This is a genomic window from Hypericibacter sp. (assembly GCF_050729195.1).
Taxonomy (GTDB): domain Bacteria; phylum Pseudomonadota; class Alphaproteobacteria; order Dongiales; family Dongiaceae; genus Hypericibacter.
In genome coordinates, this window is record NZ_JBOHKS010000121.1 from 23,440 (window position 1) to 41,245 (window position 17,806).

Sequence of the window (17,806 nt, forward strand, 5' to 3'; positions counted from 1 at the left end):
GCTTGGCCAGGGGCAGGGGCCTGTCAAGGATTCGCGCCGGGCTGCTAGAGTGGCCGCCATGCGCGCTTTATTCGCTTTTCTCCTCGGTCTGTTCCTGCTGCTGCCGTCGGGCCCGGGTCATGCCGCCCTGGAACAGGCGCCGCTCACGATCGACACCGCGACGGGCTTGACCCTCAGCTTCCATGTGGAGCTTGCGCGTACCGAGGCGGAGCGGGCCCAGGGGCTGATGTATCGGGACAAGCTGGCACCCGATGCGGGCATGTTGTTCTTCTATCTGACCGACCGGCCGGTGGCCTTCTGGATGAAGAACACGCTGATCCCGCTCGACTTGTTGTTCATCAAGCGGGACGGCACGATTCTGTCGATCGCGGAACGCGCCGTGCCCCTGTCCGAAACCACGATTCCCTCAGAGGGTCCGGTCGCGGCGGTCCTGGAGCTGAACGGGGGAACCGTCTCGCGACTGGGCATCAAGCCCGGCGATCGGATCCACTGCGCGGTGATGCCACAGTCGCAGCCCGAAGATTAGGCCCGGGGAATTAGACGGGGTGGCCGGAGGCCTGGGTGACGGGTTTGGTCGGCTGCCAATCCTCGCCCGCCGCCACCAGGCAACTGGTTCCGCTGGGGCTGGTGGCGATGATGGTCCAGGTGGCGCCGCCATTGCTGGAAAACACCTCCAGCAGGCTGCCATTGCTGGCAAGCCCGAGGGCCACCGACGCTTCCTTGTAGCGTTCGGAGAGTTCTTTCAGCACGTCGGCGCGATGGCCGCAGGCCGGCTCCGCCTTGGCCGGAGCCAGGGGCAGAAACAGGGTCCAGACGACGAAGAGGGGCGAAACCAAGCGCATGGCTCATCTCCTTCCTGGAGAATTGTGCCGCCTGCTTGCGGCACCATCGACGCTGACCGGCAGGCTGCGCCCCGGAGCTTAAAGATCGACTTAAATTGCGCCGATGCCTGTGGGTATCTCTGGTTACAAATAATATATGTATAACAATATATTACGCGGCAATTTCGCCGCCGGCACGGCGGCTTAGTGCTTGCGCGCCAGGGTCAGCCCGTCACCAATCGAAACCATGGCGAGCGTCACCCGGTCGTCCTTGGCTAGCTTGTCGTTCAGGCGCCGGATCGCGACCGTGTCGTCGCTCTTGTCGCCCGGGTTGGCGACATCGCCGCCCCACAGGACATTGTCGATGGCGATCAGGCCGCCGGACCGGACGAGCTTCAGCGCCCGCTCGTAATAGGGGTCATAATTGGTCTTGTCGGCATCGATGAAGGCGAAGTCGAACTTGCCGGCCTCACCCGCGGCCAGGAGCTTGTCGAGCGTTTCGGTTCCCGGCCCCAGCCGCAGATCGATCCGGTCGGCGACGCCGGCCTCGCGCCAATAGCGCCGCGCGATCGAGGTGAATTCCTCGCTGATGTCGCAGCAGATCATGCGGCCCTGCGGCCCCATCGCCTCGGCCACGCAAAGCGAGCTGTAGCCGGTGAAGGTGCCGATCTCGAGCGCGCGCCGGGCGCCGATCAATTCGGCCAGAAGCCCCATGAACTGGCCCTGGTCGGCCCCGATCTGCATCATGCCGAGCGGCAGCTTGGCGGTCTCCTCGCGCAGGCGCCGCTTGATCGGGTTGTCGCGAACGGAATGGGCGATCAGATATTCGTAGACATTGTCGGGGAGCCCGATATTGCGAACGGACATGGGAGATACTTTCGCTGGGGGCAGGCGGGGAGGGTGAGGCCGCGATCGCTCGCGCGCTCAGTTCGAGCGTTTATACTGGATGCCGCGGCGCAGAGCGTCCTGCGCGACGGTCTTGCGCTGGCTGCGGTCGTTGACATTCACCAGCATGGCATAGGGAACGCCATCGGGGCCGCGAAAAGTCTGCGTGACCTCCCAGATGATGAGCGCGGCGTCGATCTTGCGATAGCGCTCGCCAACCGCAACGACTTCTTCCCGATTCCGGTTCTTCGCAAACATCGTCGGTCGGATCCTGGCGTTGGAACGGGCCGCTCCGGCCCGGGACTTCAGAGGAGCAATTTGGGGGCCATATCTGCCACTCAATGGCGCGGGAATCCAGGGCTTTCGGGGAATGCCACGGCAACCGCCGCTCTCCCATGGAGTGCGCTTAATCCGCGAAGCGATAACGCTCGATCATCGGCTTCGTGGCGATGCGCCGCTCCAGAATCCCGAGGGTCTCGGGATGCCACGGGATCTTGTGGCGCGGCTGGCGAGGGGCCGCGAACACGATCGAGGCGCAGGCCTCGAGATAGTCCGGCGGCGCAGTCACCCCGAGAAATTCGCATAAGCGCGACAACTCGCCCCTCGGATCGGCGACGAGATCTTCGTGATGCACGGTCGCGACGGCATCCGCGCCGACGCGCTTGATGATCGCACGGTTGGTCCGCAGCAGCTTGAAATATTCTCCGACCGCTGCCTTCAGCGACTGGCCATGCTGAACCATGGCGGCGATGTTGTCATAGGGATTGCGCAGCACATGGATGAAGCGCTTGCGCTTGCCGAAGCGGGTCATCACCTGCTTGAGCAAAGCGGGGTTGCGCGCAATGCGCAGCGTCGTCATGCCGCCTTTCTTGTCGCCGATCACCGCGAGCTGCGTGTGGCGGCCTTGCCATTGCCCGGGCACCCGGTAGGTATATTCGCCCCAGCGCCGCCCGAGCTCGCCATGCATGCGCGAGACCTCGAGCATGAGATAGAGGATCTCGCGCGGGTGGAATCCGCGTTTGAGGTAGAACAGCGCATCGAGCTCATGTGCGATCGCCATCTGCGGATGCGCGTCGAGCAGGCTGCCGACCAGGCTGTGGCCGCTGCGCTGATAGCCGATGAAGAGGCAGAGCGTCCTGACCTCGTCCAGCAGCGGCTTGCTGGCGATCGCACCCGCGTGGGCCCGTTCCTGCAGTTCTGGCAGATCCAGCCCCATCAGCCGCCAGAGATTTTGCTCCTCGGCGAGCCCGGCGACGATCTTCTCGCGATCGATGGCGAGCGCCAGCGTCGGGCCGGCGCGGCTGGAGGGCGGCGGGGCGGCCCCGTCATCGGTTGCCATGGCACCGGAATTCCCGCGGCCGGCATTCCTGCCGTCGCGGTTCCGTTTCCGGTCCACGGCTGGTTTCGGCGGTGCCCCCAGATTTGCCAAATCGCCCCCGCTTGGCTGCATGGTCGCGGACAAGGGAGCCATCGACATGGGCTTCCCTGACCAAATCGTAACATGAGTCCCGCAACATCGGCGTGAAGAGCCGTATCCGACTCAATCAGAAGGGATTGTGGATCAATCTCCGTTGGAACATAGAAAGAACATCAGGGGCGCCACGAAGCCGCGACCAGGGGTCCGGCAAGGCATCAGCCGCGGATCATCCACGAATGTTCCTTATATGTTCTCTTGCTCCAGGGTTGCGACTTGTCGGAGAACTCCATAGTTTGCAAGCGCTTTCCGGGGACCGGGGTGTAGCTCAGTCCGGTAGAGTGCCTGCTTTGGGAGCAGGATGTCGCTGGTTCGAATCCAGTCACCCCGACCATTCCCCGGCCGCGGGCCCTCTTGGAGGGCCGCGGCAGCGTGCCTAACAAAAGCGGAGCGACGCTGACCATGCAGGTACGAATTTTCCGGCCTTCCAAGACGGCCATGCAGTCCGGGCGAGCGGGCGAGCGGCGCTGGCTGCTCGAGTTCGAGCCCTCGGGCCGGCGCGAGGCCGACCCCCTGATGGGCTGGACCGGGTCGGCCGACACCAACAGCCAGCTGCGGATCTATTTCGACAGCGAGGGCGAGGCGATCGCCTATGCCCGCAAGAACGGATACGCCTATCGCATCGTCGAGCCGAAGGAACGCGTCGTCAGACCCAAGGCCTATTCCGATAATTTCCGCTACGACCGGGTCAGCCCCTGGACGCATTGATGGCGTCCGATCGATGCGCCTGAACCGGCGTACGCATGATGCCTCGTGCGCCCGTAGCTCAGCGGATAGAGCAACCGCCTTCTAAGCGGTAGGTCGCTGGTTCGATTCCAGCCGGGCGCGCCACAGGCTCTTCGATTCTCATCACGCCGACCGCAAAACTGCAGCGCTCAACCCGCACAAAAAACGCGAGAAACACTGCATTTTCCGAATGATTCTGCGTTACCCATTTGTAATTTGAACCACCTCTCCGCCGGGGCTTCACTCACCCCGGGCGCAGGAAGCGCCTCCCTGATGCAGGTAGTCCTTGCGACGAACTGCGCCGCTTCCGGGGGTCGCCTGAACGGCTACCGAGGGACAGGCCAACCCACCCACCGGCACTCCCTAGGCCTGCCCCCAAACCACCTTCGGTCAGCCGGAGACCCCCGGAAGCGGTGCATATTCCCCGGCTCGTCGCCGGGTCCGCCGGCGGCAGACGCCGCTGGCCCTCGATCGTCCCGACGACGTCGAACCTTCATCCCCGAAACTCAATCAGGCGAGCCGCTGCCCGCAGCCGGGCCAGCCTCATCCCCTTTGGCGCGGCTTCGCCTTAAGGCGTGACCTGCGTCAGATTGATGATGCGCGGGCGGTTGTAGGAGACTTGATAGAGCGACGCGCTGGTGATCTTCGTGGCGCCGAGGAAGACCGGCACATAATTGTAGAACACCTCGGCGACGATGACGTTGTCGCCCTGCCGCAGGGTCAATCCGGCCGGCAGTGCGGCGATCTGACCGGCGGTGCCGAGGGCGCTGGTGACGGCGACCGTCCCGCTGGAAATGCGCTGCCACGCCACGGTCGGGTCCGCCGCGGTCGGCTTTGCGACCGACGAGATGATGACGCGGCCGGTCCCGGCGAGATCGAAGGGCAGGGCGGAATCGTCGGCCGCCGAGAACAGATCGGTGATCTGCGCCTCGCTGATCCCTTCGGATTGGGCCACGAGATCGGCCGTGGTGGCGGCAACGCGCGCCAGCTTCTGATCGAGCAGCACGAACCGAGCCGCCTCGAAGCAGCCCAGGAGGATCATCACCAGGATCGGAAGACCGAACGCCAGCTCCATGAGGACGGTGCCGCGCCGGTCGCGGACGAACCGATAGATCAACGGCAAGAGACGCTTTCTCATCTCAGCCTCCACTGGCTACGACGGCGTAGGGTTCGTTGCGCACCACCACGCTGGCGCTCATATGGAACACCCCGTTATCGCCGAGCACGTCGGAGAGCAGGGGGGTCATGAGGCGCCATTGGTAGTCGACCTTGTAGCGCACGACCTCGCCGGAATTGCCGACACCCGCGATGCCGCGGTCGTCGTCCCATTTCCCGTTGCCGTTGATGTCGGTGTAATTCTCGCCGATATCGTACTTGCCATTGTGGTTTGGGCTGGGTGCCGGGGTGTCGACGAAGGGTTCCGGCTGGCCCACATCCTGGAAGCTGGCGTACTTCATGAAGGTGATGCTGGTGGTATCCGGGTCCAGCATGCCGAAGGAGTTGGCCTCGATGATCGCGAGGATCTGGTCTTGCCGGCTCATATCGGCCGGCGTGTCGCCGGTGATGCCGAAGCGCGACGCTTCGCGCAGGCCGTTCTCGACCGAGGTCGAGACGAACATGGCAACCGCGACTTCGAACATGCCGATGATCAGAAGGATGAGCGGCGGCAGCGCGAGGGCGAATTCGAGCGCCGCTGAACCCGACTGGGCGCGGGCGAACCGGTGCAGCCCGGAGAGGGCCTTGGCGGCCCTTTCCGGGACCCGGGGCACAAAAATGCCACAGCAGATAAGTGTAAGTGGTGACATGGGTTTTTACCTTCCGCTAACCATGGCGGGGATAGTGTTTGAGCCATGCAGACCATTCCCCGTATCTGCGGTCATTTGCTGCCGGCGCTGAGCGTGGCGCTGGCGCTTTCCGCCTGTTCCAGCAACGCCGAGCAGCCGACCGTGGTGTCGTCCGCCGCGGTGGTGCGGGTGGCGGACATGACCCGTGACGAGGGCGATCTCACCAGTGCCGCCGGCCTCTATCAGAAGGCCCACGAGATCGATCCCACCAATCCGAAGCCGCTGATCCTGCTGGGCCAGACCCTGGCGAAGATGGGTTCGCCCGGCGGTGCCGCGCAGGCCTATCGCGCGGCGCTGCAGCTCGACGGAACCAACGCCGAAGCGCTGCGCGGTCTCGGCACCGCGATGCTCAACACCAACGATGCCGAAGGCGCCATCGCGCAATACGAGAAGGCGCTCGATACCGGCGAGGATTACCGGCTCTATAACGGCATCGCGGTCGCCTACGACATGCTGGGCGATCATGCGTCGGCCCAGACCTATTACCGGACCGCCCTGCAGCTTTCGCCGGGCAATCTCGAGCTGAACAACAATCTCGCCCTCTCGCTGGCCCTCGAGGGCCGCTACCAGGAAGCGATTCCGCTCCTCGAGCAGGCGGTCTCCGATCCAATGGCGACCGCGCGCTATCGCCAGAACCTGGCCTTCGTCTACGGGCTCGCCGGCGAGCGCGACCGGGCCCGCCAGCTGGCGGAACGCGATCTCGACGCCGCGACGGTCGAGCGCAACATGACCTATTTCGAAGTGCTCAAGGGCATGAAGGACGACCGCACCATGGCTTCGGCCCTGGGCGCCCATTATGCCGATCAGAAGTTCCCGAACGCGCCGGTCGCCGCGGTGCCGGAAGCCAATGGCGCGCCCGTCGTGCCGGCGCCCGAACCCGACAGCATCACGGCCGCGCCGATCAATCAGAGCCAGTTGACACCGAGCCCCGTTCCGGCCGCGAACGTCACTGTGCCGGCCGCCGAGATCAGCAACATCCCCGCCGCGCCCGTCGCAGATCCGACGATCGGTAAGCCCCGCGCCGAACTTGAGGGCGGTGGCGCGCCACTGGCGCTGATGGGCGGCGGCGGGCAGCCTCCAAGCGGCGTCGACGCTTCTGCGGCGATGACAATCCCAGTCGCCCTCGTTGAGCCCGCAACGGAGGGCTCCGCCGGGGCCAACGGCTCGGCGCGCAACAGCTCCGATTATCGCTGATCTTTTCATCGTCAGTGCATATGCCTGAAGGCGTCGATCACCCGGAGGATGGCCGGGCCGATCAGCACGATGAAGAGCGGCGGCAGGATGAACACGATCATCGGCACCGTCATCAGCGCCGGCAGCCGCGCCGCCTTCTCCTCGGCGCGCATCATTCGCTCTTCCCGGAACTCGGCTGACAGCACGCGCAGCGACTGCGCCAGCGGCGTGCCGTATTTGTCCGACTGCAGCAGGTTGTTGACCATGCCGCGGATGCCCTTTGATTCGGTGCGCTGCGACAGATTGATCAAGGCCTGACGGCGGTCGGGCAGGAAGCCCAGCTCCAGCGAGGTGATGGCCAACTCGTCGGCCAGCTCCGGGCAGGACCGCCCGAATTCCTCCGACACGCGTTTGAGCGAGGCGTCCAGGCTGAGGCCGGCCTCGGCGCAGATCACCATCAGATCGAGCGCATCCGGCAGACCTTTGCGGATCTTGTCGGCCCGTTTGATGATCGTGTTCTTCACGATGATGTCGGGCAGGAATGCCCCCACCAGCACGCTGCCCATGATGACCGCCAGCCGCGTCATCAGCGGCAGGTGATAGAGCTGCATGATCTGGAACAGGAACAGCGAGATGCTGCCAAAGACGAAGGGCAGCAGCAGTTTCGCGAACAGGAACCGCACGAGCGCATCCGAAGACCGCCAGCCGGCCTTGGCGAGCTTGCGTTGCATCGCCTCGCTCTTGCTGGTGCGCAGGAGCTTGAAGCGGTCGACGATCTGCCGCATGCCGCCGGTCGACAGCATCGAGCTGCGCTTGCGATTGCCATGAATATAGTCGTGACGCAGGGTGACACGGCGCTGCGCCAGCTCCTTCAGCCGCCGGCCGCCGATCTCGCGTCGCAGGAAGGCGTGCCAGACCGCGACCACTGTGAGGAAGGCGGCGGCGGCGGCCATCATCGTGATCACGTCTTCCATGGTGACCCCGGGCGGCAGGTAGTCCTTGAGGCTAGGGGTCATATCTCGAACCTCACCATTTTCGCCATGATGCCGATGCCCATGCCGTAGCAGACGAGAGCGCAGGCCAACATGATCCAGCCGCGCGGGTCGGTGAACAGCGTCATCGCGTAGCGATGGTTCTCGGCCATGATGATGCCGAACATCATGAAAGGCAGCGAACCGATGATCCAGGCGCTGGCCTTCGCTTCGGACGACAGCGCCTTGATCTTGAGCTTCATCTGCCGGCGCCGGCGCAGCACTTGCGACAGGTTGTCGAGCGTCTCGGCGAGATTGCCGCCGGTCTCCTGCTGGATGCCGAGTGTGATCGCGAAGAAGCGGTATTCCGGGATGTCGATGCGCGCCGCCGCGGCCCAGAGCGATTCCTGGAGCGTCATGCCAAAGGTGATGGAATCGGCGATCAGGCGGAACTCGATGCCGACGGGATCCGAGATCTCGCGGCCCACCGCCTTGATCGATTCCGTGACCGGGAGGCCGGAGCGAAGCCCCCGAACGATCAGGTCGATCGCCTCGGAGAAATAGGCGTTGAACTGCTTGAGCCGGCGGTTCCCCAGATACCCGATATAGATATGAGGCAGCAACAGGCCCAGGGTGACGCCGAAGAGAAGACAGGCGATCCCCGGCAATCCCAGCCCGAGTTTGGTGCCGGCACCCGCAACAGCCGCGATCAGGATGCAGGCCAGCGCATACTGACCGAGCGAGATGTTCTTTCCGGTGCGCAGCAGGCGCTGGCGGATCTTGGTGGGATTGGGCAGCACCGCGCGCGCCAGGCGTTCGAACAGGGGCAGGGGCTCGCTCGGGTCGCGACGGACCGAGAGCGCTTCCTGCTCCTGCATCCGATTGCTCATGCCCTGGGCGCGTTTGAGCCGGCGCTGCATCTGGCGCCGATCCTTGGCGCCCGATACCAGCGCCATGAACAGGATACCGACTGACAAGACACCCAGCACGAAGGCGCCGATCAGGAGATGCGTCAGTTGGATGCCGCCGGTCATATGACCTCCAACAGAGCCCGATCGAGACCGAAATAGGCGGCCTTCGGCGTGAAATGCGGCCGCAGGCCCGAGGACTTGAACTGGCCGCGCAGCTTGCCGTCGGGCTCTTCGCCCTCGAACTCGTAGGTGAAGAGATCCTGGGTGATGATGACGTCGCCTTCCATGCCGACCACTTCGACGACATGGGTGATGCGGCGCACGCCGTCGCGCATACGGCTGATCTGGACGATGATGTCGATGGCGGCCGAAACCTGGGTCCGAACCGCCTTGGCCGGCAGGTTGATGCCGGCCATGCCGACCATGTTCTCGAGACGGGTCAACGCCTCGCGCGGCCGGTTGGCATGGATGGTGGACATGGAGCCCTCATGGCCGGTGTTCATGGCCTGGAGCATGTCCACCGCCTCGGAGCCGCGCACCTCGCCGAGGATGATGCGGTCGGGGCGCATACGCAGCGCGTTCTTGACCAGATCGCGCATCGTGATCTCGCCTTCGCCCTCGAGATTGGCAGGGCGTGTCTCGAGGCGCACCACATGGGGCTGCTGCAGCTGGAGCTCGGCCGCGTCTTCGATGGTGACGATACGGTCGCCATTGTCGATCATCTGCGACATGGCGTTGAGCAATGTCGTCTTGCCCGAGCCGGTACCGCCGGAGATCAGGATGTTGAGCTTGGCGCGCGAGGCGATCTTCAGCACGGTCGCCAACGGATCCGAGATGTTCTTTTGACGGGCCATCACGTCGAGCGTGATGCCCTTCTTCGAGAATTTACGGATCGAGATGCTGGGGCCGTCGATCGCCAGCGGCGGAATGATAATATTGACGCGGCTGCCATCCATCAGGCGCGCGTCGCACAAGGGCACGGACTCGTCGACGCGCCGTCCGACCTGGGACACGATGCGCGTGGCGACGTTCATCACATGCTGGTTGTTGCGGAATTTGATGTCGGTCACGACCAGCTTGCCGCCGCGCTCGACATAGACCTGGTTCGGGCCGTTGACCATGATGTCGGTTATGGTCTCGTCCGCCAGCAGCGGCTCGAGCGGGCCCAGGCCCAGCATGTCGTCGAGCAGCAGCTCGGTGAGGTCGCGCTGTTCGCGCTGGTTGAGGCGGATCTTCTGTTCGGCCAGGACTTCCTGGGCGATCTGTGCCACCTGGCGGCCGAGCTCGCCGCGCTCGAGCTTGACCGCGGCAGCGAGGTCGATCCGTTCGACCACGAGGGCCTGGATCTGGTCCTTGGCGATTTCGATATGCCGGGATCCCGCCACTTTTCGCTCGGGCGCCTTGGGCGTCAGCGATTCCGCGGTCGATTGCGGCCGCGAGGCCGGTTGCGGTTCCTGCACCGGTTCCTGCGTCGATGCCGGCGCCGGTGCCGGTGTCGGCCGGGGCGAGGAACCCGGATCGGCGGCGAGCGTGTCCTGAACGATGGCCTCGACGTCTCCTGGCGCGGCGGCAGACAGGGGCGTGCCGGTTTTCACTTCGGCGGCGGCCAGCAGATTGGTCATCAGCTGCGCGATCAGGTTGCGCCGCTCGAGCAGATTCAATGGGATCTGGCGGCCATCCAGCACCGTGGTGACTGCCTGGCCGACCTCGATCGCCAGGCTCTGGCGCGATAGAGTCAGCACATCGCGGCCGGAGAAGAACCGATCCACGACGGGGTGCAGCTCTTGGGCGATGCGCGCGATCAGCTCCGAGCCACGCGGGGCCGGAGCGGCGCGGTCACGGGCGTCATCGGGAGCCATGCGCTACTCCTTGCGGCGGCGCCACAGGCTCCATCGCCGCTTTGCTGTTGAAACGTGCCCGAGGCGTCCCGCCAGTTGGCGCAGCGCAGCGGTTGTCTTACTTGACGGCACGGCAGCAGAAAGCGGTTTGCCGGCGCTGGCTGCCTGCTGCGCGGCCTTTGCATCCTCCGGGAGGAGGAGGTCGATTTTATGTCCCAACGCGCGCTCGAACTCCGAACGGGCCAAGGCGGAGTCCTTGTGGACGCAGCGATTGGCGACGATCGTGAGCCGGGCGCTGCTGGCGACCTGCTGGATCTGTCCGTTGATGCGGATCGCGTCGCGCAGGCCCGCCAGGGTGAAATCAGTGACCAGGACGATGTCCGTGGCCGCCGTCAGAACGCGCGGGCGCGCCCGGATCGCGCTGCGCGGCAGGTCGATGACGATGCATTCGGACTGGCGCTTGATCGCATCGAGCAGAATGGTGACGCCCGAGGCGTCGTAATGCACGTCTTCCTCGACCGATTCCTCGGCCGCCATGACGTGGAGATGCTCGCCGACTTTCACGGAGGCGCTGCTGATGAAGAGACTGTCGATGCGCGCCGGATGCTCCAGCGCCTCGCGCAGGCCCCGGGTTGGCTCGATATCGAGGGCAAGAGCCACGGTCCCGTTCTGCAGATCGAGATCGAGCAGCGTCGTCGGGCGCTTCTGTTCTTGCGCCAACAGCCAGGCGCAATTGACCGCGATCAGGCTCGAGCCGACGCCGCCGCGTGAGCCGATCACCGTGACGATGCGGCGGCTGTCGTTCGCGTTGGCCGCGGCCGTGGGCTGCGTGATCCGGTTGATCGTGGCGGTCAGCGCCTTGTCGGTGATCGGCTTGACCATGTAGTCGGCGACGCCGGCCTCGATCACCTCGTGATAGAATTGGACGTCGTTGACATTGCCGATGGCGATGACCTTCGTGTCGTCCATGAAGGCGGCCACGATCGGCAGCAACGCGTTCAACGGCTTGGGCGCATCGGTGATGTCGACGATCAGCAGGCCGGGCGCGGCATTCTCAGTGAGAAACTCCAACGCCTCGCGGCTGCCGCCATCGCGAACCTGCGACTTGCCGAAGAGCTGTTTGGCGACGCTGCTCATGACGCCATGGGTCTGGTTGTCGGCGACGAATGCGATGCAGTCCAGGCGCTGCGCGTTGGCAGGCTTGGGCGCCGACGCCGGCTTGGGGGCGTCGTCCTTCTTGGAACGTTTGGCGAGCTTCAACATCGCGGGTGCCGTTAGTTGGTCGTGCCCTGCGTTACCGGCGCATAGGTCTGGCCCGTGCGGTAACGCTGGATGGACAGGGATTGGCCCTCGGCATCGGCCGGCGGCAGGGCGCGGCCCTGGCTCAGATCGTTCGGATTTTCGAGCATGAGGCCGAGATCGATTGCGTTGGCGCAACCGGGGTTGAGGATCGGCCGGCCCTCATGGTCGAGCTGGATCGGTGCGTTGTAACCCGGGCAATTGATCGGGACGATCTGTGATTTCATCGCCACCACGGCGACCTGGTTCGGATTGCCACCCTGCAGTGGCGGCGCCATCTCCACGATGAGGCCGCGCGCGGCCAGGATCCGGCGCACCTCGCCCATGCGATCGGCCAGCAGGCCGGCATCGGTGCCGTCGGGTGCGTTGGGTGTCACCGTCACCCGGGTGCCCGAGGTGATGTTCTGGCGGTTGAGGAAATCCAGCAGGGACGCCTTTTCCGCACCCGGCATCGCGGAGGCGCGGGGCGGGAAGCTGACCGGATGCGTCAGCGCCACTGTTTGCACCCGGGGCTCCGCCGGCGGCGTCGCCTGCTTCCAGGTCCCGAGGGTGACGAGACGGTCCTGCTGCTCGGCTTCGCAGGCCTGGAGGGCCGGGCTGAGGACCAGGGTGGCGAGAAGAGCGAGCGTGGTGCGGTTCATGGGGATCTCGGTTCCTGGGCCGCGATTACTGTACGACAAAGCCGACGGGGCCATTGGCGCCGACGGCAGGGACGGGCGCGCCGTTGGCGGTCGGCTGGTCGCCGACAGAAACCCCGGTGCCCGAGCCATAGGCCAGCTTCTGGCTGCCTTCGCTGCCGGTGCTCGCGTCGGTGGGGGCCGCCAACCGGGGTGACGAGACCGGCTGCACGATATAGGGCGTGACCAGGATCACGAGTTCGGTTTCCTGGCGCTGGAACTTGTCGGACTTGAAGAGGTCGCCCAGGATTGGGATGTCGCCCAAGCCTGGCACCTTGTCGGCGTCGAGGCGCTGGTTGTTTTGGATCAGGCCGGCGATCGTGAAGCTTTGGCCGCTGGCGAGCTCAACCGTGGTTTCGGCACGCCGTGTGGTGAGCGAAGGAACCACGAAAGCGCCAATTCTGAGCGCGTTGTCCGTACTGAGCGCACTGACTTCTGGCGCGACGCGCAGACTGATGCGCCGGTTGCCCAGGAGTGTCGGGGTGAAAGCCAGGCTGACACCAAACTTCTTGAACTCGACAGTGAAGACCGCACTGGAAGTGCTCTGCGGAACCGGGATCGGAAACTCGCCACCGGCGAGGAAGCTCGCCGTTTCGCCGGACAGCGCAGTCAGGTTGGGTTCGGCGAGCACCGTGACCAGGCCTTCGGTGGACAAGGCGTCGATGAGCGCATTGATATCAACTCCGCCGGAGCTGTAGCCGAGCGAGCCGATTGTCGTGGTTTGGGCGGTCGTGCTGAGATTGGCGGCGCTGACTGGGAAACCCAGTGTCGTAAGGCCGAAAGCGAAGCCGGCGGTATTGACAGCGGCGCTCCAATTGATGCCGAGCTGCTTGATGACGCTGCGTGAGACCTCGGCGACGCGGACTCGGAGATTGATCTGATTGGCGGCGGTGATGGCGAGATGGTCGATCACCTCTTCGCCTTGGCCGATGAAACGAACCGTGAGCCGGCGGGCGTCCTCGGCCTCGGCCGCGGTTGCGACCGCGCCATCCAACACGATGCCGGCGTCGACCGAGTGCGGGGTGATATCGCCGTCCGGGACCATGCGTTTCAGCTCTTCGGTCAGCCGCGACAGGTTGTGCTCGACGACGATCGTGGAGCTGAGCAGGACCTTCTCGTTCTCATCGACCGCATAGAGCGTGGTCTCGCCGGGCTTCTTGCCGAGGACGTAGATCAGCCGCGGCGACTTGACCGCGACATCGGCGATCTCGGGGTTCGCGACGAAGACCGAGGCGGCGGGCGAGTTGATCCGGAGCAGCGTGCCCTCGTTGCGCTCGATCTGGATCTTGGCGCCGGTGACGGCGACCTGTTCCTGCGCGGAGACAGGCATGACCGCGCCAAAGGCGAGGGCGGCCAAGGCCGCCGCGCCAAAGACCAGCCGTTGCAACGGGGGGCGCATGACTGAGCCTTTCATTGGTCGAACGTCATCTGGTTGACCGTGCTGCCCTGGACCACTTGCACCTGGATGGTGGATTTGCGGCCCAGCAGCCGGCTGACTTCGCTGTCGAAGGTGTAGGTCTTGCCGCGGATCGGCGGCGTATCCTCGTCGACCGGTTCCGGCAGAGCTGATTCCGCGGGCTTGGAGACGCTGTCGTCGCCGGGATCGCCGGCGAGCGTTTCGTCGTTCTGGCGGCCGGCCGCGCCGTTGGGCGTGGGGGTCGGCTGGGCGCTGGCGATCGCCGGCTGCTGGTCGGCGGGATCCTTCGCCAGGCTGCGCAGGCTGAACTGGACGCGGCCGATCTCGCCGATGACGGCGATCATCTCCGCCTGCTTGGGCGTGACTTCGAGCGTTGCGACCTTGCCGGAGACCGGCTGGCCCTTGATGTCGTCGAGCGTCTGGTCGATCGCCAGGATGCGGATATTCTCGAGCACCGTCTCGGTGGCGTGACGGTCCTGTTTGTTGCCCTCGGTGTTGGCTTCGGCGGGCAGGGTCTGGGTGAGCAGCATGTCGACGCGGTCGCCGGGCAGCATCATGCCGGCGATGCCCGTGATATCGCCCACGCCGATCGAGATGGCGCGCATGCCCGGCTTCAAGACGGCGGCGAGGAAGCCGCGTTCGCCCGGCTTCACGACGGCTGTCGCCTGCAGCGGCTCGCCGATGGCGACGCCGCGGCGGATGACGGCGCCGACGAAGTCCTCGACCTTGAACTGATCCTGGGCGAAATAGGCCGGCGTGATGGCGTTCTGCGGCCAGGCCTGCCATTTCAGATGCTCCGGCTTGAGCAAGGTGCCGGTCGGCAGATCGGCCGCGGCCACCAGGATCATGCTGTCGGCGGCGGGCAGCGGCGGCGCCACTTGCGCAACGGCCTGCTGTTCGGCGGGCTTGCGAGCCCCCAGCACACCGCGGGTGATATAGGCGGCCGTGCCGGCGATCAGCAGGGCCGCAATGAGCAGGATCACGCTGCGTGCTGACATGGGAAAACCTCAGCCTTGCATCAAAAGGGAAACAGCGACCGCGAGGCCGCCGAGAGCGATCGCCGCGCCATAGGGCAGACTCATCTGCGCGGCGCGTTTGGCGACGGGATCGTCATGAGGGACGCCGGCGGCACTCAAGCCATGCGCGGCCGCCCAGCGCGGCGCAACACGCGGGGCCAGATGCCGGCGCGCCAGCATCGCCCCGGCGATGAGGCCGCCGCTCACCCCGGTGATGAGCAGGAAAACCGGGAACAGGGCAGGGCCGGCCCAGAGGGAGACGACCGCGAACAGCTTGGCGTCGCCGCCGCCGGCCCATCCCATGAAGAAACAGAAGATGCCGCCGGCCAGGACCAGTCCGGCGAGGACGAGCGAGCCCTGCCAGTCGATCGGCGTCGCCGAGACCAGCACATGGCCGGGATAGAGCAACAGGATCGCGAGGCTCAGCCGGTTGGGCAGCTTGAGCGTCAGCATGTCCTGCGCCGCCGCGTAGAGCAGCAGCCCGGCATAGCTGGCAATGATGAGCAGGTGGACGACCGAGCTCAACATATCGACGGTCTACCTCGTTGCGATCGGCAGGAGCGCGTGCGCCACGGCGGCGCGATACGGGCGCTCTCCGTCAACCCTCAGCGAACCACCTCAGGCTTAAGGTTCGGTAAAGCGGAGCGATGATGCGGGGCCGTGCCACAGCACAAAACATCAGTGTTGCTGTGGTATTTTGCGGGCTGCGACGATGAATAATGCGCAAGAGCGAGCCGGCTCGTTTTGCGCTGCATCACTTCTGGCGGAAACCCGCCATCGATCGCTCGAGCTTGCGGCAAATTCACCGCAAACTGCGTCCATCCTTAAAGATTCCTTTAAGCGTGCCGGCGTATCTGAGCGGCATGGATCGACGTGTCACGAATCCAGTCGGACGTATGCGCCAGCTTTGGCGGCAATGCGCGGCGGGCCTTCGCGCCTTCGCCGCGGATCGCCGAGGCACGGTCATTACTTTCATGGCGGTCGCGATCGTGCCGCTGATCGGCGCGCTCGGGCTCGCGACCGACGCCGCGCGCGGCTATATGGTGCGCTCGCAGCTTTCTTCGGCCCTCGATGCGGCGGCGCTGGCCGGCGGCAAGATCATGTTCTCGACCAACCGCGACGCTGATATCAGCATGTTCTTCAAGGCCAACTTCCCCAACGGTTATATGGGCTCGACCGTTACCGGGCCGGTCATCACCGTCAATGCCGACTCCACGAAACTGAAGCTGACGGCATCGGCCGTGATCGCCACGACCTTCATGCATGTGCTCGGTTTCGAGACCATGACAGTCGCGGCCGAAACGGAAGTCACGCGCTCGGTCGACATGCTCGATCTGGTCCTCACCATCGATATGTCGGGTTCGATGGGCCAGCCGATGACCAAGATCGCCGGTGCCCGCGACGCCGCCAATTCGCTCGTGGGCATCCTCTATGGCGACAACACCGTCGCGCCCACCTACGCGGTCGATGGCACGACCTATAATCTGCTCAATATCGGGTTGGTGACCTGGAACGCGAAGACCAACGTCACCATCAATGGCGGCCCCGCCTACAATCCGGCGCTGACCACGACGGTCACGGTTCCTGCCTTCACCAATCCCGTGACAGGGGCGACCAATCAGACCGTCCTCTACAAGGTGAACAATTCGCCTGTGCTGTTTCTGCGCAACCCCGGCGCGGGTTGGAAGGGTTGCGTCTATGCCCGCTATGTCGGGGATGGCAGCAATACCAACGATGCCGACCTTCAGATCGGCTCCATCACCGTGGGGGGCAAATATTGGCCGGCATACGATCCGATCCCGGCGCTGGAAGGTGAATCGCGGTCGGGCACTTACCCCAACAGCGAAAGCGCCACTTGGCGCAATAAGGCCAAAAGCTGCTACGGCGCTTACTGGAACACCAGCAATACAAGCACGAGCCATCCCAGTGACGTGCCCGATCGGCCGGCCTGGTGGCACGCCGCGGCGCCCGTCATCAACACGCCAGAAAACAACGACTGCACCGACTGTCTGATCCACGGCATCACACCGCTGAATCATACGAAGCAGACGATCACCGATGCGATCAACGCTTTGACCACGCCGGCGGGCAACACCGACATCCCGCAAGGCCTCTACTGGGCGTGGGAAGTGCTGATGCCCGGCGATCCCTTCAACGAGGCGGTCGTGACCGTTCCCTTCCCGCGCCAGCGCGCGATCGTTTTATTGACGGATGGTGAAATCGTCGGCGGCAATGGCGACGCCTATGGCGGGCGGTTCGGGGCGACCGCCAGCGCCGGCACGACGACCAACGCCGCCCATGGGTTCATGCCGGCGCCGCCCGCGGCGCCCAACACGCGCAATAATCTCAATAATCGTCTGCTGCAGCTCGCTGCCAACGTCAAGGCTGCGGGCATCAAGCTCTATGTCATCCAGTTCGACAATACGAACCCGGCTCTGACGACATTGCTGTCCTCGGTCGCCACGGAGCCGAACGCGCCCTATTACTACAACGCGCCGACCACGGCCGAGCTCAAGGAAGCGTTCAGCCAGATCGCTTCGAATCTCTCGAAGCTGCGCCTGTCGATGTAGCCGGCGAGGGCCTAGCCCGCAGCACCGTAGCCCAGCTCCCGATAGAACGGCTCGCATTCACCCATCATCAGACTGGTCTCTTCGTCGCTCAAAGGCTGGGGCGGCCGGTAATCCGTGACGGCAGTGCCATCGGGGGCGAAGCGCGGCTGGTCGTTGATGCGGCGGGTCATCACCGCGCGGTCGA

18 protein-coding genes and 2 tRNA genes are annotated in these 17,806 nt (G+C 64.9%); 6 read left to right on the forward strand and 14 right to left on the reverse strand.

Going from position 1 to position 17,806, the window contains the following annotated elements; all coding sequences use genetic code 11:
• Nucleotides 1-58 precede the first annotated feature (58 nt).
• Nucleotides 59-526, forward strand: coding sequence for a DUF192 domain-containing protein (locus ACREE8_RS09340; protein WP_431572716.1), 468 nt, complete (start codon nucleotides 59-61; stop codon nucleotides 524-526).
• Nucleotides 527-536: 10 nt separating this feature from the next.
• On the opposite strand, the gene ACREE8_RS09345 is transcribed toward ACREE8_RS09340, so the two are convergent.
• From ACREE8_RS09345 to ACREE8_RS09360, 4 genes are all read right to left on the reverse strand, one after another.
• Nucleotides 537-842, reverse strand: coding sequence for a hypothetical protein (locus tag ACREE8_RS09345; RefSeq protein ID WP_431572717.1), 306 nt, complete (start codon nucleotides 840-842; stop codon nucleotides 537-539).
• Between the two features lie 183 nt (nucleotides 843-1,025).
• Nucleotides 1,026-1,688: a class I SAM-dependent methyltransferase gene (locus ACREE8_RS09350; RefSeq protein WP_431572718.1), complete on the reverse strand. Its 663-nt coding sequence runs from the start codon at nucleotides 1,686-1,688 to the stop codon at nucleotides 1,026-1,028.
• Nucleotides 1,689-1,745: 57 nt separating this feature from the next.
• Entirely contained in the window at nucleotides 1,746-1,964 is a 219-nt protein-coding gene (locus ACREE8_RS09355) for a hypothetical protein (RefSeq protein WP_151177302.1), read from the reverse strand.
• 148 nt (nucleotides 1,965-2,112) lie between these two features.
• Nucleotides 2,113-3,045, reverse strand: coding sequence for a sulfotransferase family protein (locus ACREE8_RS09360; RefSeq protein ID WP_431572719.1), 933 nt, complete (start codon nucleotides 3,043-3,045; stop codon nucleotides 2,113-2,115).
• A gap of 392 nt (nucleotides 3,046-3,437) precedes the next feature.
• Here ACREE8_RS09360 and ACREE8_RS09365 point away from each other — a divergent pair.
• The 3 genes from ACREE8_RS09365 to ACREE8_RS09375 all read left to right on the forward strand — a co-directional run bounded on the left by ACREE8_RS09365 (nucleotide 3,438) and on the right by ACREE8_RS09375 (nucleotide 4,011).
• A tRNA-Pro gene (locus ACREE8_RS09365) sits at nucleotides 3,438-3,514 on the forward strand.
• Nucleotides 3,515-3,582: 68 nt separating this feature from the next.
• Nucleotides 3,583-3,888 (forward strand): ETC complex I subunit, encoded by a 306-nt coding sequence (locus ACREE8_RS09370; protein WP_431572720.1) that lies wholly within the window; start codon nucleotides 3,583-3,585, stop codon nucleotides 3,886-3,888.
• Between the two features lie 47 nt (nucleotides 3,889-3,935).
• Nucleotides 3,936-4,011, forward strand: a tRNA-Arg gene (locus ACREE8_RS09375).
• Nucleotides 4,012-4,474: 463 nt separating this feature from the next.
• Here the strand turns inward: ACREE8_RS09375 and ACREE8_RS09380 are convergent.
• Nucleotides 4,475-5,044 (reverse strand): TadE/TadG family type IV pilus assembly protein, encoded by a 570-nt coding sequence (locus tag ACREE8_RS09380; protein ID WP_431572721.1) that lies wholly within the window; start codon nucleotides 5,042-5,044, stop codon nucleotides 4,475-4,477.
• Nucleotide 5,045: 1 nt separating this feature from the next.
• Complete coding sequence (locus ACREE8_RS09385) at nucleotides 5,046-5,675, reverse strand: TadE/TadG family type IV pilus assembly protein (RefSeq protein ID WP_431572722.1); 630 nt, start codon at nucleotides 5,673-5,675, stop codon at nucleotides 5,046-5,048.
• 81 nt (nucleotides 5,676-5,756) lie between these two features.
• Between ACREE8_RS09385 and ACREE8_RS09390 the strand changes: the two genes are divergently transcribed.
• Nucleotides 5,757-6,944: a tetratricopeptide repeat protein gene (locus ACREE8_RS09390; RefSeq protein ID WP_431572723.1), complete on the forward strand. Its 1,188-nt coding sequence runs from the start codon at nucleotides 5,757-5,759 to the stop codon at nucleotides 6,942-6,944.
• An 11-nt stretch (nucleotides 6,945-6,955) separates the two neighbouring features.
• On the opposite strand, the gene ACREE8_RS09395 is transcribed toward ACREE8_RS09390, so the two are convergent.
• From ACREE8_RS09395 to ACREE8_RS09430, 8 genes are read right to left on the reverse strand one after another with little or no spacing between them, the layout of a single operon-like run.
• Nucleotides 6,956-7,939 (reverse strand): type II secretion system F family protein, encoded by a 984-nt coding sequence (locus tag ACREE8_RS09395; RefSeq protein ID WP_431572724.1) that lies wholly within the window; start codon nucleotides 7,937-7,939, stop codon nucleotides 6,956-6,958.
• Nucleotides 7,936-8,928 carry a type II secretion system F family protein gene (locus ACREE8_RS09400; RefSeq protein WP_431572725.1) on the reverse strand — a complete coding sequence of 331 codons (993 nt, stop codon included), beginning with the start codon at nucleotides 8,926-8,928 and terminating at the stop codon, nucleotides 7,936-7,938. Before ACREE8_RS09400 ends, ACREE8_RS09395 begins: the two co-directional genes overlap by 4 nt.
• Complete coding sequence (locus ACREE8_RS09405) at nucleotides 8,925-10,664, reverse strand: CpaF family protein (RefSeq protein ID WP_431572726.1); 1,740 nt, start codon at nucleotides 10,662-10,664, stop codon at nucleotides 8,925-8,927. Before ACREE8_RS09405 ends, ACREE8_RS09400 begins: the two co-directional genes overlap by 4 nt.
• Before the next feature lie 3 nt (nucleotides 10,665-10,667).
• Nucleotides 10,668-11,906, reverse strand: a complete 1,239-nt coding sequence (locus tag ACREE8_RS09410) for a hypothetical protein (RefSeq protein WP_431572727.1) — start codon at nucleotides 11,904-11,906, stop codon at nucleotides 10,668-10,670.
• Nucleotides 11,907-11,917: 11 nt separating this feature from the next.
• Nucleotides 11,918-12,583 (reverse strand): CpaD family pilus assembly lipoprotein, encoded by a 666-nt coding sequence (locus ACREE8_RS09415; RefSeq protein ID WP_431572728.1) that lies wholly within the window; start codon nucleotides 12,581-12,583, stop codon nucleotides 11,918-11,920.
• A gap of 25 nt (nucleotides 12,584-12,608) precedes the next feature.
• A complete protein-coding gene (locus tag ACREE8_RS09420) occupies nucleotides 12,609-14,018 on the reverse strand; it encodes a type II and III secretion system protein family protein (protein WP_431572729.1) in 1,410 nt (469 codons plus the stop codon).
• Nucleotides 14,019-14,029: 11 nt separating this feature from the next.
• Nucleotides 14,030-15,034 carry a Flp pilus assembly protein CpaB gene (cpaB, locus tag ACREE8_RS09425; protein ID WP_431572730.1) on the reverse strand — a complete coding sequence of 335 codons (1,005 nt, stop codon included), beginning with the start codon at nucleotides 15,032-15,034 and terminating at the stop codon, nucleotides 14,030-14,032.
• A gap of 9 nt (nucleotides 15,035-15,043) precedes the next feature.
• Nucleotides 15,044-15,580 carry an A24 family peptidase gene (locus tag ACREE8_RS09430; protein ID WP_431572731.1) on the reverse strand — a complete coding sequence of 179 codons (537 nt, stop codon included), beginning with the start codon at nucleotides 15,578-15,580 and terminating at the stop codon, nucleotides 15,044-15,046.
• A 368-nt stretch (nucleotides 15,581-15,948) separates the two neighbouring features.
• Here ACREE8_RS09430 and ACREE8_RS09435 point away from each other — a divergent pair, with 368 nt between their 5' ends.
• Complete coding sequence (locus tag ACREE8_RS09435; RefSeq protein ID WP_431572732.1) at nucleotides 15,949-17,622, forward strand: pilus assembly protein TadG-related protein; 1,674 nt, start codon at nucleotides 15,949-15,951, stop codon at nucleotides 17,620-17,622.
• Nucleotides 17,623-17,806 lie beyond the last annotated feature (184 nt).